The following is a 25,155-nucleotide window of genomic DNA, read 5'->3' on the forward strand; positions in this document are numbered from 1 at the left end:
ATATCATATTTTTCAAACCTTGGGAACTATTTCCCAATATTTTTATACGTCAAGAGTACTGTAAACAGCGTTTTCTTCGATAAATTCTCGACGTGGTTCTACTCGATCACCCATGAGCATATCAAAAATCTTATCTGCTTCTGCAGCGTCATCTACTGATACACGAGCCATGAGACGATGTTCAGGATTCATCGTAGTTTCCCAAAGTTGGTGGTCATCCATCTCTCCAAGACCTTTATAACGTTGAATGGTTGGTTTAGAACGACCTTCGCTGTAACGAGCCAGGGCTTCTTGTAGGCGGATTTCTTGGTCTGCGCCAGGTTGAATATATTCTTTAATTTCACTACCAACTTTGACACCGTAAATTGGTGGTTGAGCGATATAAACATAACCAGCCTCTAGAACGGGTTTCATATAACGATAAATCAGAGTTAACAAGAGAGTACGAATATGTGCTCCATCGACATCGGCATCTGTCATGATAACCAGTTTTTGATAGCGAGCTTTGCTAACATCAAACTCAGCCCCAAATCCTGTTCCCATAGCTGTGAAAAGACTGCGAATCTCCTCATTAGCTAAAATCTTATCCATGCTCGCTTTTTCAACGTTAAGGATTTTACCACGAATTGGTAAGATGGCTTGGAACTCACGGTCACGCCCAGATTTAGCAGAACCTCCTGCAGAGTCTCCTTCGACGATGAAAAGTTCAGTTTCAGCTGGATTGTTTGATGAACAGTCCGCTAATTTTCCTGGAAGATTTGAAATTTCTAAACCAGATTTCTTACGTGTAACTTCACGCGCACGCTTGGCAGCAACACGAGCCTTAGCTGCCAAGATTCCCTTTTCTACAATTCGTTTAGCAATCTGCGGATTTTCCATCAAGAAATCTGAAAATGCCTCACTGAAAAGACGATTCGTGATTTTTACAACTTCACTATTCCCAAGTTTGGTCTTGGTTTGACCTTCAAACTGAGGATTTGGATGCTTGACAGAAATAACGGCTGTCAAGCCTTCACGGACATCCTCACCTGTAAGATTGTCCTCATTATCCTTGAGGAGTTTGTTCTTGCGGGCATAGTCGTTAATAACACGAGTCAAGGCAGTTCTGAAACCTTGTTCATGGGTTCCACCTTCATGGGTATGAATATTGTTGGCGAAACTCATGACATTCTCGTGGTAACCCGTTGTGTACTGCATCGCGACTTCCACTGTAATATCATCCATCTCACCGTCTGTGTAGATTGGTGTATCAAAGATAACATCCTTGTTTTCGTTGATGTACTCAACGTAGCTCGCAATCCCACCTTCGTAGTGATAATGCTTAGTTTGTTCAAGTCCTTCACGTTTGTCAGTAATAGAAATTTGAAGCCCGCGGTTCAAAAAGGCTAGCTCTTGAATCCGTTTATTTAATTTATCAAAATCAAATGTAGTTGTCTCAGTAAAAATTTCTGGGTCTGGAGTAAAGTGAACGATTGTTCCTGTTTTATCCGTATCCCCGATCACCTCAAGGTCTGCAACAACATGTCCACGACGGTATTCTTGGTAGTGAATCTTTCCGTTTTTATGAACGCGAACATCCAACTGAGTAGAAAGAGCATTTACAACTGATGAACCTACACCATGGAGTCCACCAGATACCTTGTATCCGCCACCGCCGAATTTACCTCCGGCGTGAAGAACAGTAAAGACTGTTTCAACGGCAGGACGTCCTGTTTTCTCTTGGATATCAACAGGAATTCCACGACCATCATCGACAACTGTAATTGAATCATCCGGTTCAATAAAGACCTCGATATGACTAGCGAATCCCGCCAAAGCTTCGTCGATAGAGTTATCTACGATTTCCCAGACTAGGTGGTGAAGACCTTCTTTGGCAGTTGAACCAATATACATCCCTGGACGCATACGAACAGCTTCCAGACCTTCCAAAACTTGAATTTGACTGGCATCATAATCTTGTGCCTGTTGGTTTTTAATATCTTCTGTCATTTTTCCCCTTTTTCTTACATGTCTATTGCTTGTTTTAAGGACACAACATCCTCAAAGAGATAGGCATCTAAGCCTGCAGCATGTCCTGCTTCTACATCAATGGCACGGTCACCAATGACTAGACCTGACCTTATATGATACTTATCACGTAAATAAATCATCGATTCAGGATCAGGCTTGCGTTTAAAACCTGAACTAGCCGTCACTACTTCTGTAAAGTAAAGAGCTATCTCAGTTTTTGCTAAAATCTCCAATACTTGATCGTTTCGATGAGAAACCAAGAAGTTACGGCCACCTTGGTCCGAAATATTTTCTAAAAGAGTAGGAATCCCATCAAACAAAACTGGATGTTCAAGCTCTCGGGCTTCATTTTCCTTATATTTTTCAAGAAAGTTTTCAATACCTGGAGCATACTTTTCGATGGCAAAGGCAGTCGAAACCTTCAAAGCCTCGTAAACACTATCGTGTTCCTGCTCAATCCCGAACTCTGCTAATGTTTCTACAAAAGCTGCTGTAGAAGTTTCATAATTATCAAGCAGGGTTCCACCTAAATCCCAGATGTAATCGTGATATTTCATACCCTTCATTATACCATTTTTTATAAAAAAAAGCGATGTTTACCTTGGTTTTTGCCATTAAAAAAGAGAAGAATCTTCTCCATCAAGAAAGATTCTCCTCCGTTTGTTCATTATTTTTCAAATAGGTCTGTGTAGAGCATGCCATTTCTTAGAGACTCAGCATCTCCGCCCAGTGTTTCAACCAAGTAGTAAGCAAAGACTAAAGCTGTTGCTGGTCCACGGCTCGTAATGATATTTCCATCCACTACGACTGTTTCTTTGTGGTAGTGACCGCCAGCAATTTGTTCTTGGACTCTATCATAGCAGGTGAAGTTTCTTCCTTCTAGGAGACCAGCTCGATTCAAAGCAATTGGAGCAGCACAGATGGCTGCCACCTTTTTACCGATTTTCTCAAATTTTTGAAGTTCAGTGATTAATTGTTCATTGTCCCGCAAGTGGGCAGCGCCAGGCATACCTCCTGGAAGGACAATCATGTCATACTCTGATAAATCACCATCAAACACTCGATCAGCCTGAACTTGAATGGCATGTGAACCTGTCACTTTATCTTCAAATCCTACCATATGGCAGGTGATATTTGCGCGGCGCATGACGTCTACGACCGTCAAGGCTTCAATTTCTTCAAAACCATTTGCTAGGATAACTGCAACTTTAGGCATAGCGACCTCCTTATTTCACTTTTTTCAATACAACTTTTTTACGTTTGAATCTTGTTCGACCACTCTTTTCATCAGCCAAATGGGTTTGGTAGCTCATCGATAACAGCAAACCGACACCAATTAGATTACTGATAATAGCTGATCCCCCTTGGGAAATAAAGGGCAAAGGAATCCCTGTCAGAGGAAGAAGACCAGTAACCGCACCAATATTTTCAAAGATATGGAACAAGAGCATCATGATAAATCCAGTTGAGATGTAGGTATAAAATTGATTATTGGATTTTAGGGTAATCTTTAACATGCGATAGATGAGCAGTAGATAGAGTGCAACCACTACAACTGAACCAATAAATCCAAAATCTTCCGCAATTACTGTGAAAATCATATCACTCTCGCGGACTGGAATAAGGAGATTAGACACATTAAAGCCTTGACCAAAAATTCCACCGCTACCAATCGCAATTTGACCCTGCGCCTGTTGATAGGTAGTCGTTTGGGCATAATCAAAGGGATTGAGCCAAGCTAGGATACGATTTATCTGATAAGTTGGCATCCCAATCTGATGCATAAAGGCACGCCCGTCTTTTGTGATAAAGATTGCTAGGAATCCTGCAATCGCCGATACAACTGCTACAAAAATTGGAATAATAATCTTCCAAGAAACACCAGACAATAAGACAAGTCCTGCAAAGATTGCGACAAAAACCATAGCTGTACCAAGGTCACTTTGCAAGGCTAGCAAAACCATAACTGGCATCGTGAAAACAATCATCCACAAAATTAATAAAAAATCTAAACCAATCGTTCGTTCTTTGTCTTTATGTTTCTTGGTAAAGGTTACGATAACGTATGCCAGCATCAAAATATAGGATATCTTCATGAATTCGGAGGGTTGAAAAAGTGTATAACCACCGATTGACACCCAGTTTTTCGCACCAGTTGCAGCTACTAAACTCGGCTTGTAGAAGACTAAAGGCAAGACCATCAAGGCTAGACCGAGTCCATATAAATAAGGCGTGGACTGCCAGAGAAATTTTGTGTTAAAAAACATGACTATGAAGCTAAAAACAATCCCTAGCGATATCCAAGCCAGTTGTTGTCCAAGTATGGACCAAACATTGTTTGGGTAGTCATGACTAACTGCTATATAAATAGCTACAACTCCAATCACCAACAAACAAAATACTGGTAATATTAAACTATAATCGACCCTAGAGTCGAGAGAACGTTTCATAAAAGGCCTCCTTCATTCTTTCAGGTATTCATTTCATTGTTTATTTAAAAATTCTTGAACTTTTGAGAATACTTGCTCTCGGCTAATATTCCTTACTCGACTGGTACGAGACAGAGCCTTGCTGATTTGTTTGCCATATCGTTTACTTGACATACGGCTATCTAAAATCAAAACTGCGGAGCGTTGACCAACTCGGCGCATGGTTCGTCCAATCGCTTGCTTAAGACGAATAATGGCCATAGGAAGCTGATAATCGTAAAAAGGATTTTTTCCTTCCAAACGAAGTTCTTGATTCATCTTTTTAGTAAAGGGATCTTCTGGATTTTGGAAAGGTAGACGAGTCACCACTTCAATAACCCGCGGATGTCTTGAAAAATCGACACCTTCCCAAAAACTTCCCGCCCCAAGCAAGAGCTCCCGCTCGCCTCTTTCAAAGCGTTTTTTTAACTGGGCAGGTTCTCCGTGCTTGTACTGGGCTAGATAGGGAACCCTCAAAACATCTGAAACTTGCAACAATAAATCTTTTGCAGTAAATAAGACTAGAATAGGTTCTTCAAGCTGGAATAATTCTTCTAGAACTTCTACAATTGCTTGTGCATATTCCTCGGATGAAATTTCTGTCACCAACGGAAAATCCTTCACCAACAAGATTTCCTGATTTTCCTGAAACTGTTCGTCCATGCAGTAAAAGGCCGCTTGAGGAAAACCTAACAATTCTGGTAAAGAAACCCTACTACTAATTTCAAGGGTTGCAGAGATTCCTAAAAGTTGACAGGTTTCTGGGAAAATCTGAGAAAAGAGCAAACGATGATTGCGACTAGAAGTGATTTCAACCTTCTTACTAGACACATCTGAAGTCGATAACCAAAATTCTCCCTCAGATGTAAAAAATCTCTGATAGTCTTTAAATTCTGGTAAATTCAACTCAGAAAAATCTTGGTGGAGCTTGTCAATGCTACTAGCTGGACACATCCTACGTTTACCAGATAGAAACTGATCGAGTAGGTAAGAAACTTCAAAACGAATACTTTCTAGCAAGCGTCTTTGAAGCATACCTTCTTCTCTCAATAAAGCTTGGTCTAGTTGATCTAGCAAATCCGTTAACAAATAAGATTTTCGAGAAAGATTTTCCAATGTCAACAAGATTTTCTGGGCTTCATCTAAAATCAAGAGACGCCCTTCTAAGAGACTAGGATCATCTTCAAGTCGGGTAACGAGGTAAGCATGATTGGTCACAAGCAACTTGCAAGAACGAGCCTTTTTCTGACCTCGTTTCCAAAAATCCTCTAGCCAAAAGAGGGAATCCTTGGAAAGTTTACCATCATGAACTAGATTTGGCAAAAATTGTTGATAACGATACAGCTGACCAATTTCATCTAGGTCACCTGTATCTGTTTCTGTTAACCAAACCAATAGTTGCATTTTAAAGCGTGTATAAAGACGATTTGTTTCTTCCTCTTGTAAAGCTAGATGAAGGGCATCGAGTTTCAGATAATTCTGTGGACCTTTAAGACTATGGATTGAAAGATGGAAGACCTCTTCTAGTTTTCTAGCTTCTTCTTGTATAATCTGATTTTGGAGAATTTTAGTAGGAACACTGAGTAGAATCCCTTTTTCATTTTCCAGAGATAAAGCCGGTAACAAATAGCCGTAAGTTTTCCCAATTCCAGTCTGAGCTTGAACAAAGGCAATTTGTTTATCTTGTAGGAAATCAAGAACTTTTTGAGCAAAGTTAGCTTGTGGGAGTCTATCTTCTAAGTCCAATAAAGCAATATTGGTCTGAAAATCTTTGGATAGCTTTCGCGGAGAAAGAAGTGACTTTTCTTTTTTTAAAAACAAGCCTTGAACTTCTATTAGATCATGCTCCATATGAAGGGACTGTTTCTGATAAACTTCCTCAATTACTATATATGACTCATATAATAGACTATCTGATAGGCTCAATAAACGTTCCAACAAACCTTTGGGCAGTTGAAACATTTTTTGCCTCATACAGAGAAAGAGCTCTGCTGTTGCTTGGGCATCAGATAGGGCTGAATGGGCTTGCTCTAGAGGAATCCCCAACTCTTGGCAGAGAATCCCAAGATTATACTTCTCAAGCTGAGGGTAAAATATTTGAGCCAACTCAACTGTATCGATACGAGGCGTGCGCAATTCATAACCCTCAAAAAAGAGGAATTCTGCCAATAAGTTAGCATCAAACTGAACATTGTGCGCAACAAAAATACCGTCTTTGACCAGTTCAAAAATCTTTTCAGCCACCTGAGAAAACTCTGGAGCCTTTGCCAAACGTTTATCAGTCAAACCCGTTAATTCTTTGATATGAGAATCCAAGCGTTCATGAGGGTTGACATCAGTAGCATACTGTTCAACAATCTCACCATCTTCAATGACTACAATTCCCACTTGGATGATTTTTGCCTTGCTTCCGGTACTTGTTGCTTCTAAATCTACAACCACATACCGATTATTTCTAAAATTCATCACTAAAAATTATATCAAAATTTGCACCATTTGACATCCCTGAACTTTATTTGAAGAGTCAAGTTTCTTACAAGATTTGAAAAAAAAATGATTGTATAGAATTTTAGAAAAGGAGGGAACTCATGAACCCATTAGATTTGTTTAATCAAGTAAAAGAACTCATTGAGAACAAAGATTTTTCTGCAGCAAAAACTTTTGTTGAAGAAAACAAGGATCAACTCGGTGAGTACCTAAGCCAAGCACAAGCTTTGGTCTCAGGATCAGAAGGACTTGACGGTCTTGTAGATAAGGTCAAAGGCTTCTTCTAATCATCAAAAGACACCTGATATTTTCAGGTGTCTTTTTGTATTTTTTTCATGAATGCAGGAATATGTTGACTAATCGTGGTTGGCAGAACTACAAAGTTGTCCTCAGCTAATTCTTGAGCAATTGCTGAATGTAGATAGGTCGCCACTGTCACTCTTTCATAAAGATTTGCTTGGGGAAATTGCCCTGCAAAGCCAGCGATCATCCCAGCTAAGGTATCTCCCATTCCTCCAGTCGCCTGATAAGGACCTCCAACACTCAACTGATAACAATCAGTTTGACCAGCTTGCCAAATTCGAGTCGCAGGACCTTTTTGAACTAGAATCGTTCCTGAAGGAAATCTCTTCAAAGTCTCTCCTGTTTCCTCAGTGCCTTGGGAATCCAAATCTAAGCCTGACAAGAATTGCCATTCCCTTTGATGAGGAGTTAAAACAAGATGAGCTTTGGGAAATTTCATTTCAGCCTTCGCTAAAATAGATAGGGCGCCACCATCCAGTATGAGGGTCTGATCTTGATTTGAATGATGAAAGACTGTTTGGAGAAGCTCTTCTCCACGCTCATCATCCACTAGTCCAGGTCCGACCAAGACAACACTCGCTTTCTCTAACTGTTGCTCCAGTAATTGCTTATCGTCAAGAGCAAAAGCCATAGCCTCCGGCAGATGGCTATGCAGAGCTGGAATATTCTCTTTATCCGTTGCTACTGTCACCAAGCCTGCGCCACTTCTAATAGCTCCTAAAGCAGCCATAATAATCGCTCCCCCATAGGGATACGTTCCTCCGATCAAGAGAAGACGACCGTAGTCTCCCTTATGACTAGAACGAGGACGCTCGATGATTACTTTTTTCAGTAAAGCCTGATCAATGACTTTCATAAGCTACTCCTTCATGCTTTCTCTTACTTTGTAGCACTTGATTAACCTTGGTATTCCAAGCCTGTAACCCTTCTCCCTCATAGTCTAGGTAAATCACTCTATCTTGTAATTGACAAGGAATCAAACCTTCAAAACAAGCCTTATCTTTTGATGGGATGATACACAAATGAAGAAAGGTATCCAAATCTAAACTATCTCTTACCTTCGCAACATGATAGCCATCAAAGATATAACCTGGCGCTTGAATTAATTCTTCATACAGAAAATGAAAACTAACGCCAGGAATGAACTTTTCTTGCAATTCCTCCTCAGACGGTGCCCGTCCTAACAAACGCTCCATAGCGAGTCGGTAACCCGAAGACGTATTAGACCATCCGAACATGATATAGTCAAAATAGTCTGCTGGATCAGAAGCTGCATTACGACTATCTGTAACTAGCTCAGCCCCACTTTTACCAAATATTTTTACCGCCGACATGAGTTTTCCAGTCTTAAAAATCGCCTGAGCCACCTCAACTGTACAAGTATGACTACAATAATTTGAAGTAACCAACTTCCTATGAATATCATAGGTAGAAGCTACAAGGCGATGACTTGGTCTGTAGGGAGGAAAAAAGCTATGCTCTTGCAAGTAATCATGAATTTGTATATTTAATTCAAGATCCTCACATTCCATAATGGTCTGACGACAATGGTCCTGTTCATAAGCAATAAACTTTGCTAGCTTCTCCAATTCCCATTCTTGAATCTGTGGATAATTTTCAAGAGCAAATTGATAGATTCCATCCCACTGGAGACTATAATCTGCATTACAAACTTTTACAATCACCTAATCACCTCTTCTTCATTATACTACAAAAAAATAAAGAAAAACATCAATTGAAATAAGTATCTTTACAGCAAATGAAAAGTCGAGATATCACTATCTCAACCATTTTTCATCATAAACTTAATTTTTATCTAGCATTCTTAAAGCAGCCTGATAAGTTTGCTCCATTAGCATGGTAATGGTCATTGGACCAACTCCACCAGGTACAGGGGTGATATGACTAGCAATTGGTGCAACAGCATCGTAGTCAACATCTCCACAGAGCTTGCCATTTTCATCTCGGTTCATCCCTACATCAATGACAACTGCACCTGGTTTGACAAAGTCAGCAGTCACGAACTTGGCGCGACCGATAGCTACGACCAAAATATCGGCTTTAGAAGCTACTTGGGCTAAATTATGGGTGCGAGAGTGGGTCAAGGTTACAGTTGCATTTTTAGCCAACAGTAACTGGGCCATAGGCTTCCCGACAATATTGGAACGACCAATTACGACCGCATTTTTACCTTCTAAGTCAATCCCATATTCATGAAACATTTCCATAATTCCTGCAGGTGTTGAAGGAATCATAACTGGGTGACCAGACCAGAGGCGTCCCATGTTGAGAGGATGGAAACCATCCACATCCTTTTCAGGGTCAATAGCTAGTAAAACAGCTTCTTCATCGATGTGTTTTGGTAATGGAAGCTGAACCAAAATCCCATGCCATGCTGGATCTTGATTGTATTTAGCGATTAATTCTAACAATTCCTCTTGAGTAATGGTCTCTGGAACTCGCACGACTTCACTTTGGAAGCCTGCAGCGATAGCAGAACGCTCCTTGTTGCGTACGTAAACTTGGCTTGCTGGATTTTCTCCGACTAAAATAACGACCAATCCTGGAACCAAACCTGTCTCTTCCTTTAATTTGGCTGTTTTTTCAGCCAACTGTCCTTGCAGCTTGGCTGCTAAAGCCTTTCCATCAATCATCTGTGTCATGTGTTTTCTCTTTTCTAACAAATATTTTCTATTATAACAAAAAATCGTTCTGCATTCTAACACTTCTTACCTAAGATACCCTATAGTCTGAAACTATAAGAAAAAGCCCACTTGGAGCTTTTCATGATATTCTTACAAAACCTTACTCAAGAAATCCTTGGTTCTTTGTTCTTGGGTTTGTTCAAAGACTTGCTCTGGAGTTCCGTCTTCAACAACAACACCATCAGCCATAAAGATGACACGATCCGCCACCTCACGAGCAAAGCCCATTTCATGCGTTACGATAACCATGGTCATTCCTGACTGAGCAAGTTCTTGCATAACTGCTAGTACTTCTCCTACCATTTCAGGGTCTAGGGCAGAAGTCGGTTCATCAAATAGTAAAACATCTGGCTCCATAGCAAGACCACGAGCGATAGCGATACGTTGCTGTTGCCCACCAGACAGACTTTGTGGATAAGCATCTGCCTTATCTGGTAAACCAACCTTTTCCAAGAGCTCATGGGCTCTCTTCTCAGCAACTGCCTTACTTTCCCCTTTAGTCTTAATAGGAGAAAGCGTGATATTTTCCATTACCGTCATATTTGGGAAGAGATTGAATTGTTGGAAAACCATTCCCATCTTTTCACGCATAGCAAAGAGGTCATTTTTCTTATCGGTAATGTCAACACCTTCAAATATAACTTTTCCTTTAGTAGCTTCTTCGAGGAGATTCATCGAACGAAGGAGGGTTGATTTACCGCTACCAGAAGGTCCGATAATAACCACTACTTGTCCTTTTTTGATTTCAAGATCAATTCCTTTTAAAACTTCATTTTTTCCAAAGTTTTTATGAAGGTTTTCAATTTTTATAAGTGTTTCAGTCATTATTTCTTATCTCCTTGTCCCATACGATTTTCAAAAGCTTTCAAGGCCAGTGTCAAGATAGAGGTCATAATCAAGTAGTAAAAGGCTGCAAATAAGAGCGGTGTTAAAGGTAGGTAGGTGGTTGTTGACACCGTAGTAGCTCCATTCCACAACTCCATAACCCCGATAGCTGACAAGAGCGAGCTATCCTTGATAATAGTGATAAACTCATTTCCTAGAGAAGGTAAGATATTTTTGATAGCCTGGGGTAAAATGACATAGCGCATGGCATTTTTTGGGCGAATACCTAGTGAATAAGCTGCTTCTAATTGTCCCTTTGGTACTGCATTAATCCCAGCACGAACTGTTTCTGATACATAGGCACCACTATTCATAGAGATAATCAAAATCCCTGGAATCAAGCGAGTCAGATCAACATCTAAGATCCCAATTTGAATAGTCGGAGCACTAATATGCATCAAGGCAAATGCAATCATAATCTGCACCATCATCGGAGTCCCACGGAAGACCCAGATATATAGATTAGCAAACCAGGCAAGTGGTTTAATCTTTGAACGTTGTGCAAAGGCCAACAGCACTCCTAGAATGGTCCCCAAGAAGACCACCAAGATAGAAATGATAATTGTTACAACGGCACCATAGTTAAAATATGGTAGATATTTGGGTAAAAAAGAAAAATTCATGGATACTCTACTTTCTGTTTTTAATATTTAAACTCAAAACTTGTATAAGGATAACATATATTGCATAAAAATTCAACATTTTCTCCTAATATTTTCAATAAATTTTCAAAGACGATAGAAATAGCGAGAAATCTTAGTTTTTTTCTAGTCAAGTAGAGACTGTTTATGGTAAAATAGTAAAGATAAGAAATGGAGGAGAATCAAAATGGAATCACATTTGGTTAGAATCATCAATCGCTTAGAAGCAATGACTAAAGATGGTGGTAACTTGAAACGTAACTTTGAGCGCGAAGGAGTTGTTGTCGCAGAGGTTGCTTTTAACCACGACGAAGAAAACGGACCACTCTTTACACTTCGTGACGTTGAAGCTCGTGAAACATATACATTTGATAGCATCGACCTCATTGCGATGGAAATCTACGAACTTTTATACTAATAGTTGAATATGGGCTGGAGAAGTCTCCTGCTTTCCCCAATGAAAATCCTTTTTGTATGACAAATGGGATTTTTCTTTTTATCCCTATATTTCATCTACAAAACTCTTTTATCATGAGTTCTAAGACTCAATCTTTTTACTTGCTTTCCCCTTCAATCATGATATAATGAGACTAAAGAACTTTGACTATTTTTGACCTTTCTGTTTTAGTCAAAGCCAAGAAAGAAACGAGGTAGTGATATGCTCTGTCAAAATTGTAAAATCAATGACTCAACGATCCATCTTTACACCAATCTTAATGGACAACAAAAGCAAATTGACCTTTGCCAAAATTGCTACAAAATTATCAAAACAGATCCTAACAATAGCTTATTCAAAGGCATTACAGATTTAAACAATCGTGATTTTGATCCATTTGGAGACTTCTTTAATGATCTGAATAACTTTAGGCCTTCTTCAAATAATAATGTTCCTCCAACCCAGTCAGGTGGTGGATATGGTGGCAATGGTGGTTTTGGTTCCCAAAATCGCGGGCCAGCTCAAACACCTCCTCCTAGTCAAGAAAAAGGACTCTTGGATGAGTACGGTATCAACATAACAGAGATTGCCCGCCGTGGAAATGTCGATCCTGTTATCGGTCGCGACGAAGAAATCATCCGTGTCATTGAAATTCTCAACCGTAGAACCAAAAACAATCCCGTCCTTATCGGAGAGCCTGGTGTTGGTAAGACAGCAGTTGTCGAAGGCCTCGCTCAAAAAATTGTAGATGGTGATGTTCCCCACAAACTTCAAGGGAAAGAAGTCATTCGTTTAGACGTTGTTAGCCTTGTCCAAGGTACAGGAATTCGTGGACAATTTGAAGAGCGCATGCAGAAACTCATGGAAGAAATTCGTGAGCGTAAAGATGTCATCCTCTTTATCGATGAAATTCACGAGATTGTCGGTGCTGGTTCTGCCGGAGATGGCAATATGGATGCAGGCAATATTCTGAAACCTGCCCTTTCTCGTGGAGAACTTCAACTAGTTGGTGCTACTACCCTCAATGAATACCGCATCATTGAAAAAGACGCCGCCCTTGAGCGCCGTATGCAACCTGTTAAAGTTGATGAACCGACTGTGGAAGAGACTATTATTATCCTCAAAGGTATCCAAAAGAAATACGAAGATTACCACCACGTTCATTATACAGATGCTGCTATCGAAGCTGCTGCTACTCTTTCTAACCGCTACATCCAAGATCGTTTCTTGCCCGATAAGGCTATTGACCTCCTAGATGAGGCTGGTTCTAAAATGAACTTAACCTTGAATTTTGTGGATCCTAAGGTTATCGACCAACGCTTAATCGAGGCAGAAAATCTCAAGGCCCAAGCAACTCGAGATGAAGATTTTGAGAAAGCAGCCTACTTCCGTGACCAGATTGCTAAATATAAAGAAATGCAAAAGACAAAAGTAACGGATCAGGATACTCCAATCATCAGCGAAAAGACGATTGAACACATTATTGAACAAAAGACCAATATTCCAGTTGGTGATTTGAAAGAAAAAGAGCAGTCTCAACTCATCAACCTAGCAGACGACCTCAAGGCTCATGTTATTGGCCAAGATGATGCAGTTGATAAGATTGCTAAGGCTATCCGTCGTAACCGTGTTGGACTAGGTACTCCAAACCGTCCAATCGGTAGCTTCCTCTTTGTTGGTCCTACTGGTGTCGGTAAGACAGAACTTTCTAAACAACTAGCTATTGAGCTTTTTGGTTCTGCTGATAGCATGATTCGCTTCGATATGAGCGAATACATGGAAAAACATAGCGTTGCCAAACTCGTCGGTGCCCCTCCAGGATACGTAGGTTATGATGAAGCAGGACAATTGACCGAAAAAGTGCGTCGCAACCCTTACTCACTTATTTTACTAGACGAGGTTGAAAAAGCCCATCCAGATGTTATGCATATGTTCCTTCAAGTATTGGATGATGGCCGTTTAACGGATGGTCAAGGCCGAACTGTTAGCTTTAAGGACGCCATCATTATCATGACCTCAAATGCAGGTACAGGCAAGGCTGAAGCTAGTGTTGGTTTTGGTGCTGCTAGAGAAGGTCGTACCAACTCTGTCCTTGGAGAATTAGGCAACTTCTTTAGTCCAGAATTCATGAACCGCTTTGATGGTATTATCGAATTCAAAGCTCTCAGCAAGGAAAATCTCCTTCAAATCGTTGACCTCATGTTAGATGATGTGAATAAACGCCTCTCAAGTAATAACATCCATTTAGATGTAACAGATAAGGTTAAAGAAAAACTTGTAGACCTTGGTTACGATCCAAAAATGGGAGCTCGTCCACTCCGTCGTACCATCCAAGACTATATCGAAGATGCCATTACAGACTACTACCTTGAAAATCCAAGTGAAAAAGACCTCAAGGCAGTCATGACAAGTAAAGGAAAAATCGTGATTAAGTCCAAAAATAAAACGGAAACAGTCGAGTCAAACGACTAGTTCCTCACATACAAAAGAATGTTCTTGCTTGACAGTGAGAACATTCTTTACTATTATAGAAAGAAAGCGCACTCACGAAGGAGAATTTTATGGCAAATCCAACATTTGGAGAAAAAAAAGAGGGAGTAACCTACAAAAATAGATATGGCGTTTATGCAGTCATACCTGATGCAAACCATGAAAAGATTATCCTCGTACAAGCTCCAAATGGTGCATGGTTCTTACCAGGAGGTGAAATCGAAGAAGGCGAAAACCATCTCGAAGCTCTCAAACGAGAGTTGATTGAAGAATTAGGATTTTCTGCTGAAATAGGCACCTACTACGGGCAAGCTGATGAATACTTCTACTCTAGACATCGTGACACCTACTACTACAATCCAGCTTATCTCTATGAAGCTACTTCTTACCAAGAAATCCAAAAACCTCTCGAGGACTTCAATCACTTAGCTTGGTTCCCAATCGATGAAGCTATTGCTAACTTAAAACGCGGAAGTCACAGATGGGCGATTGAAGCTTGGAAAAAACAACATCAAATTTAAACTATCTTTACCAAATTTCCCAAAAAGTGCTATAATAGACATAGAAATACAGGAGGAAACCCTATGAAGCTTATCAATACTACAAATTCACACTCGCAACTTGTTAAAAGTCAGCTAGAAAGCACCGACGCAACGCTTGTAGAGGTTTATTCTGCGGGAAACACAGATGTTATTTTTACTCAGGCTCCACTTCATTACGAAATCCTCATTTCCAATAAACATCGTGCAATCCGTGAAAAAGAAATGGAAATAATCAAAGAATTTTTCCTCAGTCGTAAAATTAATCAACAGGCTATTGATAAGGCAAATATTAAAACCCTCTATTCTGATAAATTGATTGAGATTTCAATCCCTACAAAATAGAATTAATCTACCCTACAGTTAAAACTGCGGGGTTTTTTAATACCTTTTCTTGTTTATATCTTTAAATAAATTATTGTGAATAAAGCTTTTTTGTGAAAATTTCACATTTCAATCGAAAAATGTGAGAAATTTCGTTATAATAGATAGAGAGATTTTAATGAAGGAGTATGATATGAAAGAAATAGTATACAGAGAAGCCGGGCTAGATGAATACCAAAAAATCGGGAAAGTATTGGCTGGTGCCTTTATGGACTACCCTTTCATGACTCTTATCAAAGATGATTTAAAAAAACCAGAATATTACCCAGCATTCTTAGAATTATTGGATAGCCTTCTGACCAAACTCTATATCAAAGGAGAGACCTGTCTAGTCGCTGAACGAGACGGGGAAATCATGGCCGTTGCCCTCCTGCAACAAAAGGATTTTTCCATTCTATCTTATTTGCTGAATGGTATGGTCAAGCTTTTCCGTTTTATTACTCCTCGCAATCTCTTGAAATATCTTGATTTGGTGGAACGTTCCGAACAGCATTTGAAAAGATCAGGAAATTTTGACTGGTATTTGATGATGTTAGGTGTCAACGCTTCTAGTCAAAACCAAGGAATCGGGAGTGCTTTTCTACAAGAAGGTGTTGAACCTTATCTTAAATCCAAAGGATGCAAACGCTTGGGCTTGATTACTAGTACTGAAAAAAATGTTTGTTTCTATGAAAAAAACAAGTATAAATTACTAGATTCGATGATGTTAGAATACGGAACAAAATCTATTGGAAACTGGGCTTTTGTAAAAATCCTGGATAACTAATTTTAAACATAAAAAAGATTGGTCTAAGGACCAATCTTTTTTTAGTTTACTTAACGGCTTCTTTCAAGGCTTCTACCTTATCCAAGCGTTCCCATGGAAGATCAATATCTGTACGTCCCATATGTCCATAAGCCGCTGTTTGACGGTAGATTGGACGTTTGAGGTCAAGCATTTGGATAATTCCTGCTGGACGAAGGTCAAAGATTTGACGCGCTGCTTTTTCAAGTTTACTTTCAGCTACCGTTCCTGTACCAAAAGTATCGATACGGACAGATACAGGTTGAGCTACACCGATTGCGTAGGCCAATTGCACTTCTGCTTTCTTAGCAAGACCTGCTGCAACAATGTTTTTAGCAATGTAGCGAGCTGCATAAGAAGCTGAACGGTCAACCTTAGTGGCATCCTTACCAGAGAAGGCACCACCACCGTGACGTGAATAACCACCATAGGTATCCACGATGATCTTACGACCCGTCAAACCTGAGTCTCCTTGAGGTCCTCCGATAACGAAACGACCAGTTGGATTGATGAAGAATTTAGTCTCATCATCCAGGTAAGAAGCTGGAATCACTTCCTTGATAACCTTGTTGATTACATCCTCATGGATCTGTTCATTGCTGACTTCTGGATCGTGTTGGGTTGAAATAACGACCGTATCCACGCGCACTGGTTGGTCATTTTCATCATATTCAACAGTAACTTGAGATTTAGCGTCTGGACGAAGGTAACTAATTTCACCAGACTTACGTAGCTCTGCCAAGCGACGAACTAACTTGTGGCTGAGTGAGATTGGCAATGGCATGAGTTCTTCAGTTTCATCAACTGCAAAACCAAACATGAGACCTTGGTCTCCAGCTCCAATCAAATCAAGTGGATCTTGATCATCATTCCCACGAACTTCTAAGGCTTCATTAACCCCTTGAGCGATATCTGGTGATTGTTCTACTAAGGATGGGTGAACTCCTACCGTCTCCGCAGAAAAACCGTACTCTGTATTGGTATAACCAATCTCTGCAATAGTATCACGAACCACTCGGTTAATGTCAACATAAGCATTGGTTGAAATTTCACCGAAAACATGTACTGAACCAGTATAAACAGCTGTTTCAGCAGCAACGTGCGCCTCTGGATCTTGCTCTAAAATAGCATCCAAGATAGCATCTGAAATTTGGTCTGCAATCTTATCTGGATGCCCCTCAGATACAGATTCAGACGTGAATAATTTACGTTCTGACATAAAAATGTCCCCCCTTAAAAAATATTCGTTATAGAGTTACAAAGAACTGGTAGGAAGAGTATTTACAATCAATCCCACCACCTTATCGGGACCATATAACCTAACTATTATAACACGAATCTTTGAAAAATACTCGTATGATTACTATTTTTCTTACTAGGAAAATGTTTTCTAATCATAATCAAATAAAAACTCTTAAAGTAGATGAGTTTCTACTTTAAGAGTGATGTTATAAACTAATTATTTTCTAGATAAAACTCAAACCGTTCTCCGACGTATTGGCTCTTTACATACTCAAAAGCCGTTCCGTCATCAAAGTAAGAAACCTGAGTCAAACCTAAAATAGCATGCCCTTTTTCAACTTCTAGGTAATGAGCTATCTTTTCTTTGGCTAAACGTGCGTATATGGTCTGGTGAGATTTACCAATTCGATAACCATGCTCTTGCAAGGTTTGAAAGAAGTGCTTAGTTACTTCTTCTTTTTTGAAATTCTTGATAAATTTCTCAGGAATCGATGCCACTTCATAGACAACAGGAACTTTATCCGCATAACGAACACGTTCCATACGAATAATATTGTCAGTTGGCAGTATACCTAGTTTAGCCACTTCTTGCTCATTTGGAATCGTACGACGGTAGGAAATCAGATGACTAGATGGCGTTTTCCCTTGAGCTTTAACAATTTCCGTAAAACTAGTTGTTCCACGCATTCTTTCCTGAACTCGTGTACTTGAAACGAAGGTCCCACTACCAACACGCCGTTCCAAAACCCCTTCTTCAACCAAAAGAGAGATTGCTTGACGCAGGGTCATGCGGCTAACGGCAAATTCCTCAGCTAGATCTCGCTCGCTAGGAAGTCTCTCTCCAATTTTCCAATTTCCCTCATCAATGTCTTTTTTGATTTGGTCATGGATTTTCATATAAGCTGGTAACATGCTTGCTCACTTCTTTTCTTTATTTTTTCCATTGTACCCTATCTCATATGTAAAAGTCAAACATCACTTGTTTAGTTGGTAATTACGATTCATTTATGATAGAATATTCAAGAAGATATTTCTTTTAAGAAAGGGAAAAGATGACCAACATTTCAACTGATTTGCAAGATGTCGAAAAGATCATCGTACTGGACTACGGTAGCCAGTATAACCAACTTATCTCACGTCGTATCCGTGAGATTGGTGTCTTTTCAGAACTAAAAAGTCACAAGATTTCGGCTGACGAAGTCCGTGCTATCAATCCTGTAGGGATTGTACTTTCAGGTGGTCCAAACTCTGTTTATGAGGAAGGATCATTTGATATTGATCCAGAAATTTTCGAACTTGGTATTCCTATTTTAGGTATCTGCTACGGTATGCAGCTATTGACTCACAAGCTTGGTGGTAAGGTTGTTCCTGCAGGCGATGCTGGTAACCGTGAATACGGTCAATCAACATTGACTCACACAGAATCAGCCCTTTTTGCGGGTACTCCAGATGAGCAACTTGTCTTGATGAGCCACGGTGATGCTGTTACAGAAATTCCTGCTGACTTTGTTCGTACTGGAACTTCTGCAGACTGTCCTTATGCATCTATTGAAAACCCTGATAAGAAAATTTACGGTATCCAATTCCACCCAGAAGTTCGCCACTCAGTTCACGGTTATGATATTTTGCGTAACTTTGCTTTGAATATCTGTGGTGCCAAAGGCGACTGGACAATGGATAACTTCATCGAGATGCAAATCAAACAAATCCGTGAAAAAGTTGGAGATAAACGTGTTCTTCTCGGACTTTCTGGTGGTGTTGACTCTTCTGTTGTTGGGGTTCTTCTCCAAAAAGCCATCGGGGATCAATTGATCTGTATCTTTGTGGACCACGGTCTTCTCCGTAAAGGGGAAGCTGATCAAGTTATGGATATGCTTGGTGGTAAGTTTGGTTTGAACATTGTCAAGGCAGATGCTGCCAAACGTTTCCTTGATAAATTGGCTGGTGTATCTGATCCTGAACAAAAACGGAAGATTATCGGTAACGAGTTTGTTTATGTCTTTGATGACGAAGCAAGCAAACTAACAGATGTGAAATTCCTTGCTCAAGGGACACTCTATACTGACGTGATTGAATCTGGTACGGATACTGCTCAAACTATCAAGTCTCACCACAATGTGGGTGGACTCCCAGAAGACATGCAGTTTGAACTGATTGAGCCACTCAACACTCTTTACAAGGATGAAGTTCGTGCACTAGGTACTGAACTTGGTATGCCAGACCACATCGTATGGCGCCAACCATTCCCAGGACCAGGACTTGCTATCCGTGTCATGGGGGAAATCACTGAAGAAAAACTCGAAACTGTCCGTGAATCAGACGCTATCCTTCGTGAAGAAATCGCTAAAGCTGGTCTTGACCGCGATATTTGGCAATACTTCACTGTTAACACTGGTGTTCGTTCAGTAGGTGTTATGGGAGATGGCCGTACTTACGACTACACCATCGCTATCCGTGCTATCACTTCTATCGATGGTATGACAGCTGACTTCGCCAAGATCCCTTGGGAAGTTCTCCAAAAAATCTCTGTTCGTATCGTAAACGAAGTTGACCACGTTAACCGCATCGTCTATGATATTACAAGTAAACCACCTGCAACCGTTGAGTGGGAGTAGAGTAATTCATTCAAAAAAACGCTTGAAATCAGTGATTTCAGCGTTTTTATTTTCTTTATAGCACCAATTTAGCACCAAAAACTATTTTTCAATATCTAAATCTAAAATCTTTTTAACAGTTTCAGTACTCTCTTTATACATATCCTTCTTTGATTCTCTAACAATTCTGATATAATCACTATCATCTTCATCTAATTCGTAAACTCGGTATAAATCATTTTTATACTCAAATTCACAACTTAACTCTTTGTTCTGATTCATATCAACCTCATTAAATCATGTTCTTATTTATATATTTATTATAAAACTTCCTACTTTTTTAGCAAATTACTCGGATTTTAGATTTATTTTTCCTTTCACCATATCTGGTGTAAACTTCGATGTTATTTCATATTCAATTGTACTAGGAACATTTTTAAATAATAGTTTAGAAGGAAATGCCATTGAAGTGTTATGTTTTAAGTACTCAATATCAAACCTTAAAATATCAGATTCTGGTTTATCAAAATATCTGTATATAAATATATCGTTTAATGAATCTTTATAATATTCTTTTTGGTCTTCATAACTAAATGTTCTAGTATATGTTAGAAGTGGAGAAACATTTATTTCTTCTGACCGGAAAGAGGGTTGCTGAGGATAATCATATGCACAAACCGAATCAGTTTCACTAATTTCAAATAGTATTTCTTCTATTTTAATTTCCTGTACTTTCTCTATTATATTTTCCCCTGGATATAATAGGTCATCATGTTTTAAAAGACAACCTTTAGGTACAATTAGTTTAATATCAATATCTTCATCATATGACTTACCTATATTAGAAACCATTAACTCTATATATTCAATGTTATCCATGAATGTAAAATATTCCGTGTATTCATTGAACGACACTATTTCCCAGTATAATTTTTTTAATAAAGAAAATCGGTTCCTTTCTTCATCGGTTCCAATATACGAAGTCGCACTTTTTCCGAAAGGCGTTGCCATTTGAAGTTTATTTTTTTTCAAATTTCCTAAACACCAGAATTTCTCATGTAGTTTGATTTCCTCTTTGATAGCAAAGTCGTTTATGAGTTTTTTAAAATCATCACTAATAGTCACATCATCAGCTATTTTTGACAGAAAATTAACGTTATCTTCTTCATTTAGAGAAAGAGTTAACTTTTTAGTATTATTATCTACTTTAGTTGGAACCTCAGAAATAACAGTTTTATTTAATTCTTCAATATGGTCAATAATTTTCTTGTAGTTTTCATTTAAAAACTTTGACTCTAGTAAATTAAATTTTATAGGAACAGAACATTCGTCGGAAGATGTATTCTTATCTCTTATCGTTAAAAGAGGTTTTAATTGTTCATTTTGAAAAGTTTCTTTTTCTGAAATTAATTTTAAAAAATAAAGTGATAGATGATTTGTAAAAAGCCTTTGAAAATCACTCTCGTCATTAACTATAAAAAATATCCCTCTATCTTTATATCTTTCTTTAAATTCTTGCACTTTTTCATATTGCTTAATGTCTATATTAGACGGAATTATCGGAGCTTCTAAAAAGTACATAAAAACTTGTTTATCAGCTGATAGCATCTCCTCAATTTCTTCTTCCGTTCCTGATTCATAATTATCTGTTGCTGTACCAAATCTTGTCCAAAATATAGCAACAGCTGCATCACATTCCCTAACAATTTGCTTATTCAATAATTCCTGTGGTTTATCACCTGATTCAGGAAAGCTATCCGTTGACCAATGCTTGATTGATACTTGTATATTATTCAAACTACCATATAGTTTATTAAAATTATCAACAGCTTCCTTAATTAATTGAAGATAGCCAGTAACATCCCCGGGACACGAAATTAATAAATCGTAAATAGCCACTCCTTCTCTTGGCATCCATGTATCCTCCAAAAATTTAATACTATACAAATCTAACCTATTATAATTATAAATCAAAAAAACAATATAATCAAATTCTCTTACTGTTTTATTGGTTATAAACATTGATTTCACTTGTCTAATTATCTCAATTTAATTGTATGCTGATTGCCATTAAATTTACTCTTTCTGATATTATTATCACTCGCCACTACTTTTCCAGCCATTCTGGTTACTTCTTCTCTCATAGCATTTGCTTTTAAATTGGAGTATCTTCCGAGACTACCTTTTTAAATTCCTGAAACCATGCTATAATATAGTAAGTATAAGTTCAATAAACTGACCATAGAAGTCAACAATAAAGATTTCTTACATCATCCGTAAGTGTTATTCTACTCTGATTCATATTATAATGAAAGTAACAAAAGATGGAGGTGTTTCACATGGAAACAATTTTACGAGTAGAATCATTAAAAAAGCATTATGGAAAAGAGCCGAATATCACCAAAGCCTTGAACGGTATATCTTTTCAAGTTGTCAAAGGTGAGTTCTTAGGGATTATGGGGAGCAGTGGTTCTGGGAAAACAACCCTTCTTAACTGTCTCGCTACTATCATCAAACCAACTGACGGCTCCATTCAAATGCAAGAAAAAGATTTAGGTCAGTTAAAAGGTAGTCAGTTAGCTGATTATCGTGGCAAGGAAATTGGTTACCTCTTTCAAAATTTTGAGCTTTTGGACAATCTGACAGCCAAAGAAAATATTTTACTCCCCTTGTCTTTGCACAAGGTCGATGCCAACGAAAGCAAGGTTCGGTTAGAATTGCTTTCCCAATATCTAGATATTTCTGAACTTCTGGATAAGTTCCCATCTCAATTATCAGGTGGTCAACGGCAAAGGGTAGCTGCTGCGCGTGCCTTGATTTTAGACCCTAAGATTGTATTTGCAGATGAGCCCACAGGAGCTTTGGATTCAAAAAATGCGACCATTTTGATGCAAAAATTATCCGAAATGAATCAAGTGGAAGAAACCACCATTCTCATGGTGACCCACGATTCAGTCGCTGCCAGCTTTTGCAACCGCATCTTGTTTATCCAAGACGGAAAACTATTCCATGAAATTCGACGCGATTATCCAAGAGAAAGTCAAGAAGATTTTTACCACAGAATACTAAAGGTCATGTCTGCACTGGCTGGAGGTGATGGCAATGTTTTCTAAATTAGTCTCAAGAAATAGCAAGAGGGATCGAAAGAATAATGGCTTGTATTTCAGTTCCATGGTTCTTTCTATTATCTCCTTTTACATCATCCTTTCTTTGTCCCATCAAGATGTGATGATCTTTCTAAAACAAATAGAAAGTGACGCTGTAAATAAACTCTTTAGCATGATTCCTATTCTTTACGTAGCAACGCTCTTTATTCTCTTTTTTCTAGTCTACTTCGCAAGCAGTATGCAGATGGAAAGAAGAAAACATGAATTTGGTGTGTATCTCACATTAGGCATGCGAAGAACCAAACTGTTCTTACTACTCCTCCTTGAGGATTTGAGAAACAGTGTCCTTGCCCTTGGAGTAGGTCTTCCAATTTCTATCTTGATTTCAGAACTAATCAGCCTAATAACCGCTAAAATTGTGGGACTAGGGATTATTGAACATCAATTTTCTCTATCTACTACAGCTCTACTCTATACAGTCATCGGCTTCCTAGCCGTAAAATTAGCTGTTTTTGTCCTTTTAAGTGCAAAAACAGCCAATAAGGAAATCGGAAACCTGCTTGCCTATTCTCCTTCTGGGACGAAGAAACTACTCCCCAAGGGGGTGTACCTTCTTGCTTCTGTCCTAGGGATTTTACTTCTTGGAACAGCCTATTACATGGGTATGAGTGGACGAGCTTGGGAGAGTGTCATAACCATGGGCATCACTGTTTTCTTGGGGACTCTAGGAACTATCCTCCTCTTCTTTGGTATGCGTTTATTTATAGACTTTTTGGTTAAGCTTGGAAGCAATCGAAAACTTCATGCCTATAATTTTAGACAGATTCAAGAATTAGTTATCCAGCGCTCAACTATACTGGCCATCTGCTCCCTCTTAATCTTCTCTGCCTTGTGCCTCTTTGGAGCAGGTGTTGCCATTGCAAGTGGCAATTCAGGCAATCAAATCCACGTATTGGATTATACATTTAGAGATAGCAAGCAGGAAACAGATGAAAATCTTGATGTAAATACAGTAAAAAAAGAGCTTGAAGCTGCTGGACTGGCATCACAGTTTTCAAAGATTCTACAAATCAAAGTCGGCAAACCGAAAGAACACGAGTCCGTGTCCTTCGAAGAGATCATCAAGGAGTTGAAAAAGCAAAAAGGCAACAAGAACATGGAAATTTTGCTCCAAAGATTTAAACAGTCTACTACTTCCCACCTCATACCAGTTTCCGAATACAATGAACTTAGAAAGGCTGCCAATCTCCCTCCTCTAGAATTAACTAGCAAGGAAGCCTACTTGTATATGGGGAAAGATTTCCTGCCGGATGAGGGTCTCGTCAACTCTGTTCTGAAGACAAATCCTCAAATCAAAGTCATGGAAAATGATGTAAAATTGATTGGAGAGGTGGAGTCTTTACCGATTGTAACGGATCGTGAAATCACCCTCTCTGTTGCCCTCATAGTCCCAGATGAAGTCTTTATGAACTATACAGACGGTCACTACTCGAACTATGTCAGCGGTATCTTGGCTCCTGAGCTGGTCAAAGAAAAAGGCTTGATGAGAGCTATCTCAGATACCAATGAAAAGCTAAATCAAACCTCTCTTGGCTATGAAAGCTATATACAAAATATGGGAAGACAATTATTTTACATTATCTCTGCCAGCTATATCACCATCTATCTGGCTATCATCTTCCTTGTTGTCGCAAATACAATTATCGGCGTTCAGTTTTTGATGGGACAAAGACAATCCTACAGACGATACCAGACCTTAATCCATCTCGGAGCAAACTACGAAACTCTTTGTAAATCTTCGGAAAAGCAAATCAACTGGTATTTCGGTCTACCAATAGCCCTTGCACTTATCAGTAGTAGCTTCGGAGTGAGCTCCCTCCTCACAGGAATAATGCCTGCTAGCGCAAGAATGGTTATGGGGCAGAAATTCATCACAGCCATGCTGATAGTACTGCTCTTAGCTGGATTTGAAGTCATCTATATCAGAATTGTAAAGAAAAATAGCAACAAGTACTTATTGTCATTAATGGAACCCAAAAGAGATGAATAAGGTAGAATAAAATAGGAAAAGGAGGAACCG

At 39.0% G+C, this 25,155-nt stretch carries 23 protein-coding genes; 9 read left to right on the forward strand and 14 right to left on the reverse strand.

Annotated features, from left to right (window positions below; genetic code table 11):
* Nucleotides 1-42: 42 nt before the first annotated feature.
* The 5 genes from gyrB to QM859_RS03065 all read right to left on the reverse strand — a co-directional run bounded on the left by gyrB (nucleotide 43) and on the right by QM859_RS03065 (nucleotide 6,944).
* A complete protein-coding gene (gene gyrB, locus QM859_RS03045; protein ID WP_414262083.1) occupies nucleotides 43-1,989 on the reverse strand; it encodes a DNA topoisomerase (ATP-hydrolyzing) subunit B in 1,947 nt (648 codons plus the stop codon).
* A 14-nt stretch (nucleotides 1,990-2,003) separates the two neighbouring features.
* Entirely contained in the window at nucleotides 2,004-2,567 is a 564-nt protein-coding gene (locus QM859_RS03050; protein ID WP_368909976.1) for an HAD family hydrolase, read from the reverse strand.
* 110 nt (nucleotides 2,568-2,677) lie between these two features.
* The gene (locus QM859_RS03055) at nucleotides 2,678-3,226 is read right to left on the reverse strand and encodes a DJ-1 family glyoxalase III (RefSeq protein WP_070677564.1); all 549 of its coding nucleotides are present in this window, start codon (nucleotides 3,224-3,226) and stop codon (nucleotides 2,678-2,680) included.
* A 10-nt stretch (nucleotides 3,227-3,236) separates the two neighbouring features.
* Entirely contained in the window at nucleotides 3,237-4,460 is a 1,224-nt protein-coding gene (locus QM859_RS03060) for an FtsW/RodA/SpoVE family cell cycle protein (protein WP_070677565.1), read from the reverse strand.
* 33 nt (nucleotides 4,461-4,493) lie between these two features.
* Entirely contained in the window at nucleotides 4,494-6,944 is a 2,451-nt protein-coding gene (locus tag QM859_RS03065) for a bifunctional DnaQ family exonuclease/ATP-dependent helicase (RefSeq protein ID WP_414262084.1), read from the reverse strand.
* A 122-nt stretch (nucleotides 6,945-7,066) separates the two neighbouring features.
* Here QM859_RS03065 and QM859_RS03070 point away from each other — a divergent pair, with 122 nt between their 5' ends.
* The gene (locus QM859_RS03070; protein WP_414262085.1) at nucleotides 7,067-7,252 is read left to right on the forward strand and encodes a hypothetical protein; all 186 of its coding nucleotides are present in this window, start codon (nucleotides 7,067-7,069) and stop codon (nucleotides 7,250-7,252) included.
* Between the two features lie 23 nt (nucleotides 7,253-7,275).
* On the opposite strand, the gene QM859_RS03075 is transcribed toward QM859_RS03070, so the two are convergent.
* From QM859_RS03075 to QM859_RS03095, 5 genes are all read right to left on the reverse strand, one after another.
* On the reverse strand, nucleotides 7,276-8,124 hold the full coding sequence (locus QM859_RS03075; protein WP_414262086.1) for an NAD(P)H-hydrate dehydratase: 849 nt from the start codon (nucleotides 8,122-8,124) through the stop codon (nucleotides 7,276-7,278).
* Nucleotides 8,111-8,953 carry a phosphate ABC transporter ATPase gene (locus QM859_RS03080; RefSeq protein ID WP_414262087.1) on the reverse strand — a complete coding sequence of 281 codons (843 nt, stop codon included), beginning with the start codon at nucleotides 8,951-8,953 and terminating at the stop codon, nucleotides 8,111-8,113. Before QM859_RS03080 ends, QM859_RS03075 begins: the two co-directional genes overlap by 14 nt.
* Nucleotides 8,954-9,073: 120 nt before the next feature.
* On the reverse strand, nucleotides 9,074-9,931 hold the full coding sequence (locus QM859_RS03085; protein WP_414262088.1) for a bifunctional methylenetetrahydrofolate dehydrogenase/methenyltetrahydrofolate cyclohydrolase: 858 nt from the start codon (nucleotides 9,929-9,931) through the stop codon (nucleotides 9,074-9,076).
* Nucleotides 9,932-10,063: 132 nt separating this feature from the next.
* Entirely contained in the window at nucleotides 10,064-10,798 is a 735-nt protein-coding gene (locus QM859_RS03090) for an amino acid ABC transporter ATP-binding protein (RefSeq protein WP_247912981.1), read from the reverse strand.
* On the reverse strand, nucleotides 10,798-11,481 hold the full coding sequence (locus QM859_RS03095) for an amino acid ABC transporter permease (protein ID WP_004253828.1): 684 nt from the start codon (nucleotides 11,479-11,481) through the stop codon (nucleotides 10,798-10,800). Before QM859_RS03095 ends, QM859_RS03090 begins: the two co-directional genes overlap by 1 nt.
* A gap of 205 nt (nucleotides 11,482-11,686) precedes the next feature.
* On the opposite strand from QM859_RS03095, the gene QM859_RS03100 reads away from it, so the two are divergent.
* The 5 genes from QM859_RS03100 to QM859_RS03120 all read left to right on the forward strand — a co-directional run bounded on the left by QM859_RS03100 (nucleotide 11,687) and on the right by QM859_RS03120 (nucleotide 16,114).
* A complete protein-coding gene (locus tag QM859_RS03100) occupies nucleotides 11,687-11,917 on the forward strand; it encodes a DUF1797 family protein (protein WP_004253825.1) in 231 nt (76 codons plus the stop codon).
* A 240-nt stretch (nucleotides 11,918-12,157) separates the two neighbouring features.
* Nucleotides 12,158-14,407 (forward strand): ATP-dependent Clp protease ATP-binding subunit, encoded by a 2,250-nt coding sequence (locus tag QM859_RS03105; protein ID WP_223332722.1) that lies wholly within the window; start codon nucleotides 12,158-12,160, stop codon nucleotides 14,405-14,407.
* Between the two features lie 89 nt (nucleotides 14,408-14,496).
* Nucleotides 14,497-14,946, forward strand: coding sequence for an NUDIX hydrolase (locus QM859_RS03110; RefSeq protein WP_414262089.1), 450 nt, complete (start codon nucleotides 14,497-14,499; stop codon nucleotides 14,944-14,946).
* A gap of 63 nt (nucleotides 14,947-15,009) precedes the next feature.
* Nucleotides 15,010-15,309, forward strand: a complete 300-nt coding sequence (locus QM859_RS03115; RefSeq protein ID WP_004253819.1) for a DUF1827 family protein — start codon at nucleotides 15,010-15,012, stop codon at nucleotides 15,307-15,309.
* Nucleotides 15,310-15,481: 172 nt separating this feature from the next.
* On the forward strand, nucleotides 15,482-16,114 hold the full coding sequence (locus tag QM859_RS03120; protein ID WP_414262090.1) for a GNAT family N-acetyltransferase: 633 nt from the start codon (nucleotides 15,482-15,484) through the stop codon (nucleotides 16,112-16,114).
* 46 nt (nucleotides 16,115-16,160) lie between these two features.
* Here the strand turns inward: QM859_RS03120 and metK are convergent, their stop codons facing one another.
* Nucleotides 16,161-17,351: a methionine adenosyltransferase gene (gene metK, locus QM859_RS03125; RefSeq protein ID WP_414262091.1), complete on the reverse strand. Its 1,191-nt coding sequence runs from the start codon at nucleotides 17,349-17,351 to the stop codon at nucleotides 16,161-16,163.
* A 236-nt stretch (nucleotides 17,352-17,587) separates the two neighbouring features.
* Entirely contained in the window at nucleotides 17,588-18,286 is a 699-nt protein-coding gene (locus QM859_RS03130; protein ID WP_414262092.1) for a GntR family transcriptional regulator, read from the reverse strand.
* Nucleotides 18,287-18,426: 140 nt separating this feature from the next.
* Between QM859_RS03130 and guaA the strand changes: the two genes are divergently transcribed.
* Nucleotides 18,427-19,989, forward strand: a complete 1,563-nt coding sequence (gene guaA, locus QM859_RS03135; RefSeq protein ID WP_414262093.1) for a glutamine-hydrolyzing GMP synthase — start codon at nucleotides 18,427-18,429, stop codon at nucleotides 19,987-19,989.
* Between the two features lie 81 nt (nucleotides 19,990-20,070).
* Here the strand turns inward: guaA and QM859_RS03140 are convergent, their stop codons facing one another.
* On the reverse strand, nucleotides 20,071-20,250 hold the full coding sequence (locus QM859_RS03140; protein WP_414262094.1) for a hypothetical protein: 180 nt from the start codon (nucleotides 20,248-20,250) through the stop codon (nucleotides 20,071-20,073).
* Nucleotides 20,251-20,316: 66 nt separating this feature from the next.
* On the reverse strand, nucleotides 20,317-21,882 hold the full coding sequence (locus QM859_RS03145) for a hypothetical protein (protein ID WP_414262095.1): 1,566 nt from the start codon (nucleotides 21,880-21,882) through the stop codon (nucleotides 20,317-20,319).
* 425 nt (nucleotides 21,883-22,307) lie between these two features.
* Here QM859_RS03145 and QM859_RS03150 point away from each other — a divergent pair, with 425 nt between their 5' ends.
* Both QM859_RS03150 and QM859_RS03155 read left to right on the forward strand, forming a co-directional pair.
* Nucleotides 22,308-23,081 (forward strand): ABC transporter ATP-binding protein, encoded by a 774-nt coding sequence (locus QM859_RS03150; RefSeq protein WP_004251193.1) that lies wholly within the window; start codon nucleotides 22,308-22,310, stop codon nucleotides 23,079-23,081.
* Nucleotides 23,071-25,125 carry an FtsX-like permease family protein gene (locus QM859_RS03155; RefSeq protein ID WP_414262096.1) on the forward strand — a complete coding sequence of 685 codons (2,055 nt, stop codon included), beginning with the start codon at nucleotides 23,071-23,073 and terminating at the stop codon, nucleotides 25,123-25,125. Before QM859_RS03150 ends, QM859_RS03155 begins: the two co-directional genes overlap by 11 nt.
* Nucleotides 25,126-25,155 lie beyond the last annotated feature (30 nt).

It is taken from the genome of Streptococcus infantis, from assembly GCF_047463175.1.
Classification (GTDB): domain Bacteria; phylum Bacillota; class Bacilli; order Lactobacillales; family Streptococcaceae; genus Streptococcus; species Streptococcus infantis_AC.

What these genes read in the sequence shown, in the direction of transcription:
- gyrB (WP_414262083.1), bottom strand. Translation starts at nt 1,989, where the DNA reads ATGACAGAAGATATTAAAAACCAACAGGCACAAGATTATGATGCCAGT.
- QM859_RS03050 (WP_368909976.1), bottom strand. Translation starts at nt 2,567, where the DNA reads ATGAAATATCACGATTACATCTGGGATTTAGGTGGAACCCTGCTTGAT.
- QM859_RS03055 (WP_070677564.1), bottom strand. Translation starts at nt 3,226, where the DNA reads ATGCCTAAAGTTGCAGTTATCCTAGCAAATGGTTTTGAAGAAATTGAA.
- QM859_RS03060 (WP_070677565.1), bottom strand. Translation starts at nt 4,460, where the DNA reads ATGAAACGTTCTCTCGACTCTAGGGTCGATTATAGTTTAATATTACCA.
- QM859_RS03065 (WP_414262084.1), bottom strand. Translation starts at nt 6,944, where the DNA reads ATGAATTTTAGAAATAATCGGTATGTGGTTGTAGATTTAGAAGCAACA.
- QM859_RS03070 (WP_414262085.1), top strand. Translation starts at nt 7,067, where the DNA reads ATGAACCCATTAGATTTGTTTAATCAAGTAAAAGAACTCATTGAGAAC.
- QM859_RS03075 (WP_414262086.1), bottom strand. Translation starts at nt 8,124, where the DNA reads ATGAAAGTCATTGATCAGGCTTTACTGAAAAAAGTAATCATCGAGCGT.
- QM859_RS03085 (WP_414262088.1), bottom strand. Translation starts at nt 9,931, where the DNA reads ATGACACAGATGATTGATGGAAAGGCTTTAGCAGCCAAGCTGCAAGGA.
- QM859_RS03090 (WP_247912981.1), bottom strand. Translation starts at nt 10,798, where the DNA reads ATGACTGAAACACTTATAAAAATTGAAAACCTTCATAAAAACTTTGGA.
- QM859_RS03095 (WP_004253828.1), bottom strand. Translation starts at nt 11,481, where the DNA reads ATGAATTTTTCTTTTTTACCCAAATATCTACCATATTTTAACTATGGT.
- QM859_RS03100 (WP_004253825.1), top strand. Translation starts at nt 11,687, where the DNA reads ATGGAATCACATTTGGTTAGAATCATCAATCGCTTAGAAGCAATGACT.
- QM859_RS03105 (WP_223332722.1), top strand. Translation starts at nt 12,158, where the DNA reads ATGCTCTGTCAAAATTGTAAAATCAATGACTCAACGATCCATCTTTAC.
- QM859_RS03110 (WP_414262089.1), top strand. Translation starts at nt 14,497, where the DNA reads ATGGCAAATCCAACATTTGGAGAAAAAAAAGAGGGAGTAACCTACAAA.
- QM859_RS03115 (WP_004253819.1), top strand. Translation starts at nt 15,010, where the DNA reads ATGAAGCTTATCAATACTACAAATTCACACTCGCAACTTGTTAAAAGT.
- QM859_RS03120 (WP_414262090.1), top strand. Translation starts at nt 15,482, where the DNA reads ATGAAAGAAATAGTATACAGAGAAGCCGGGCTAGATGAATACCAAAAA.
- metK (WP_414262091.1), bottom strand. Translation starts at nt 17,351, where the DNA reads ATGTCAGAACGTAAATTATTCACGTCTGAATCTGTATCTGAGGGGCAT.
- QM859_RS03130 (WP_414262092.1), bottom strand. Translation starts at nt 18,286, where the DNA reads ATGTTACCAGCTTATATGAAAATCCATGACCAAATCAAAAAAGACATT.
- guaA (WP_414262093.1), top strand. Translation starts at nt 18,427, where the DNA reads ATGACCAACATTTCAACTGATTTGCAAGATGTCGAAAAGATCATCGTA.
- QM859_RS03140 (WP_414262094.1), bottom strand. Translation starts at nt 20,250, where the DNA reads ATGAATCAGAACAAAGAGTTAAGTTGTGAATTTGAGTATAAAAATGAT.
- QM859_RS03145 (WP_414262095.1), bottom strand. Translation starts at nt 21,882, where the DNA reads ATGCCAAGAGAAGGAGTGGCTATTTACGATTTATTAATTTCGTGTCCC.
- QM859_RS03150 (WP_004251193.1), top strand. Translation starts at nt 22,308, where the DNA reads ATGGAAACAATTTTACGAGTAGAATCATTAAAAAAGCATTATGGAAAA.
- QM859_RS03155 (WP_414262096.1), top strand. Translation starts at nt 23,071, where the DNA reads ATGTTTTCTAAATTAGTCTCAAGAAATAGCAAGAGGGATCGAAAGAAT.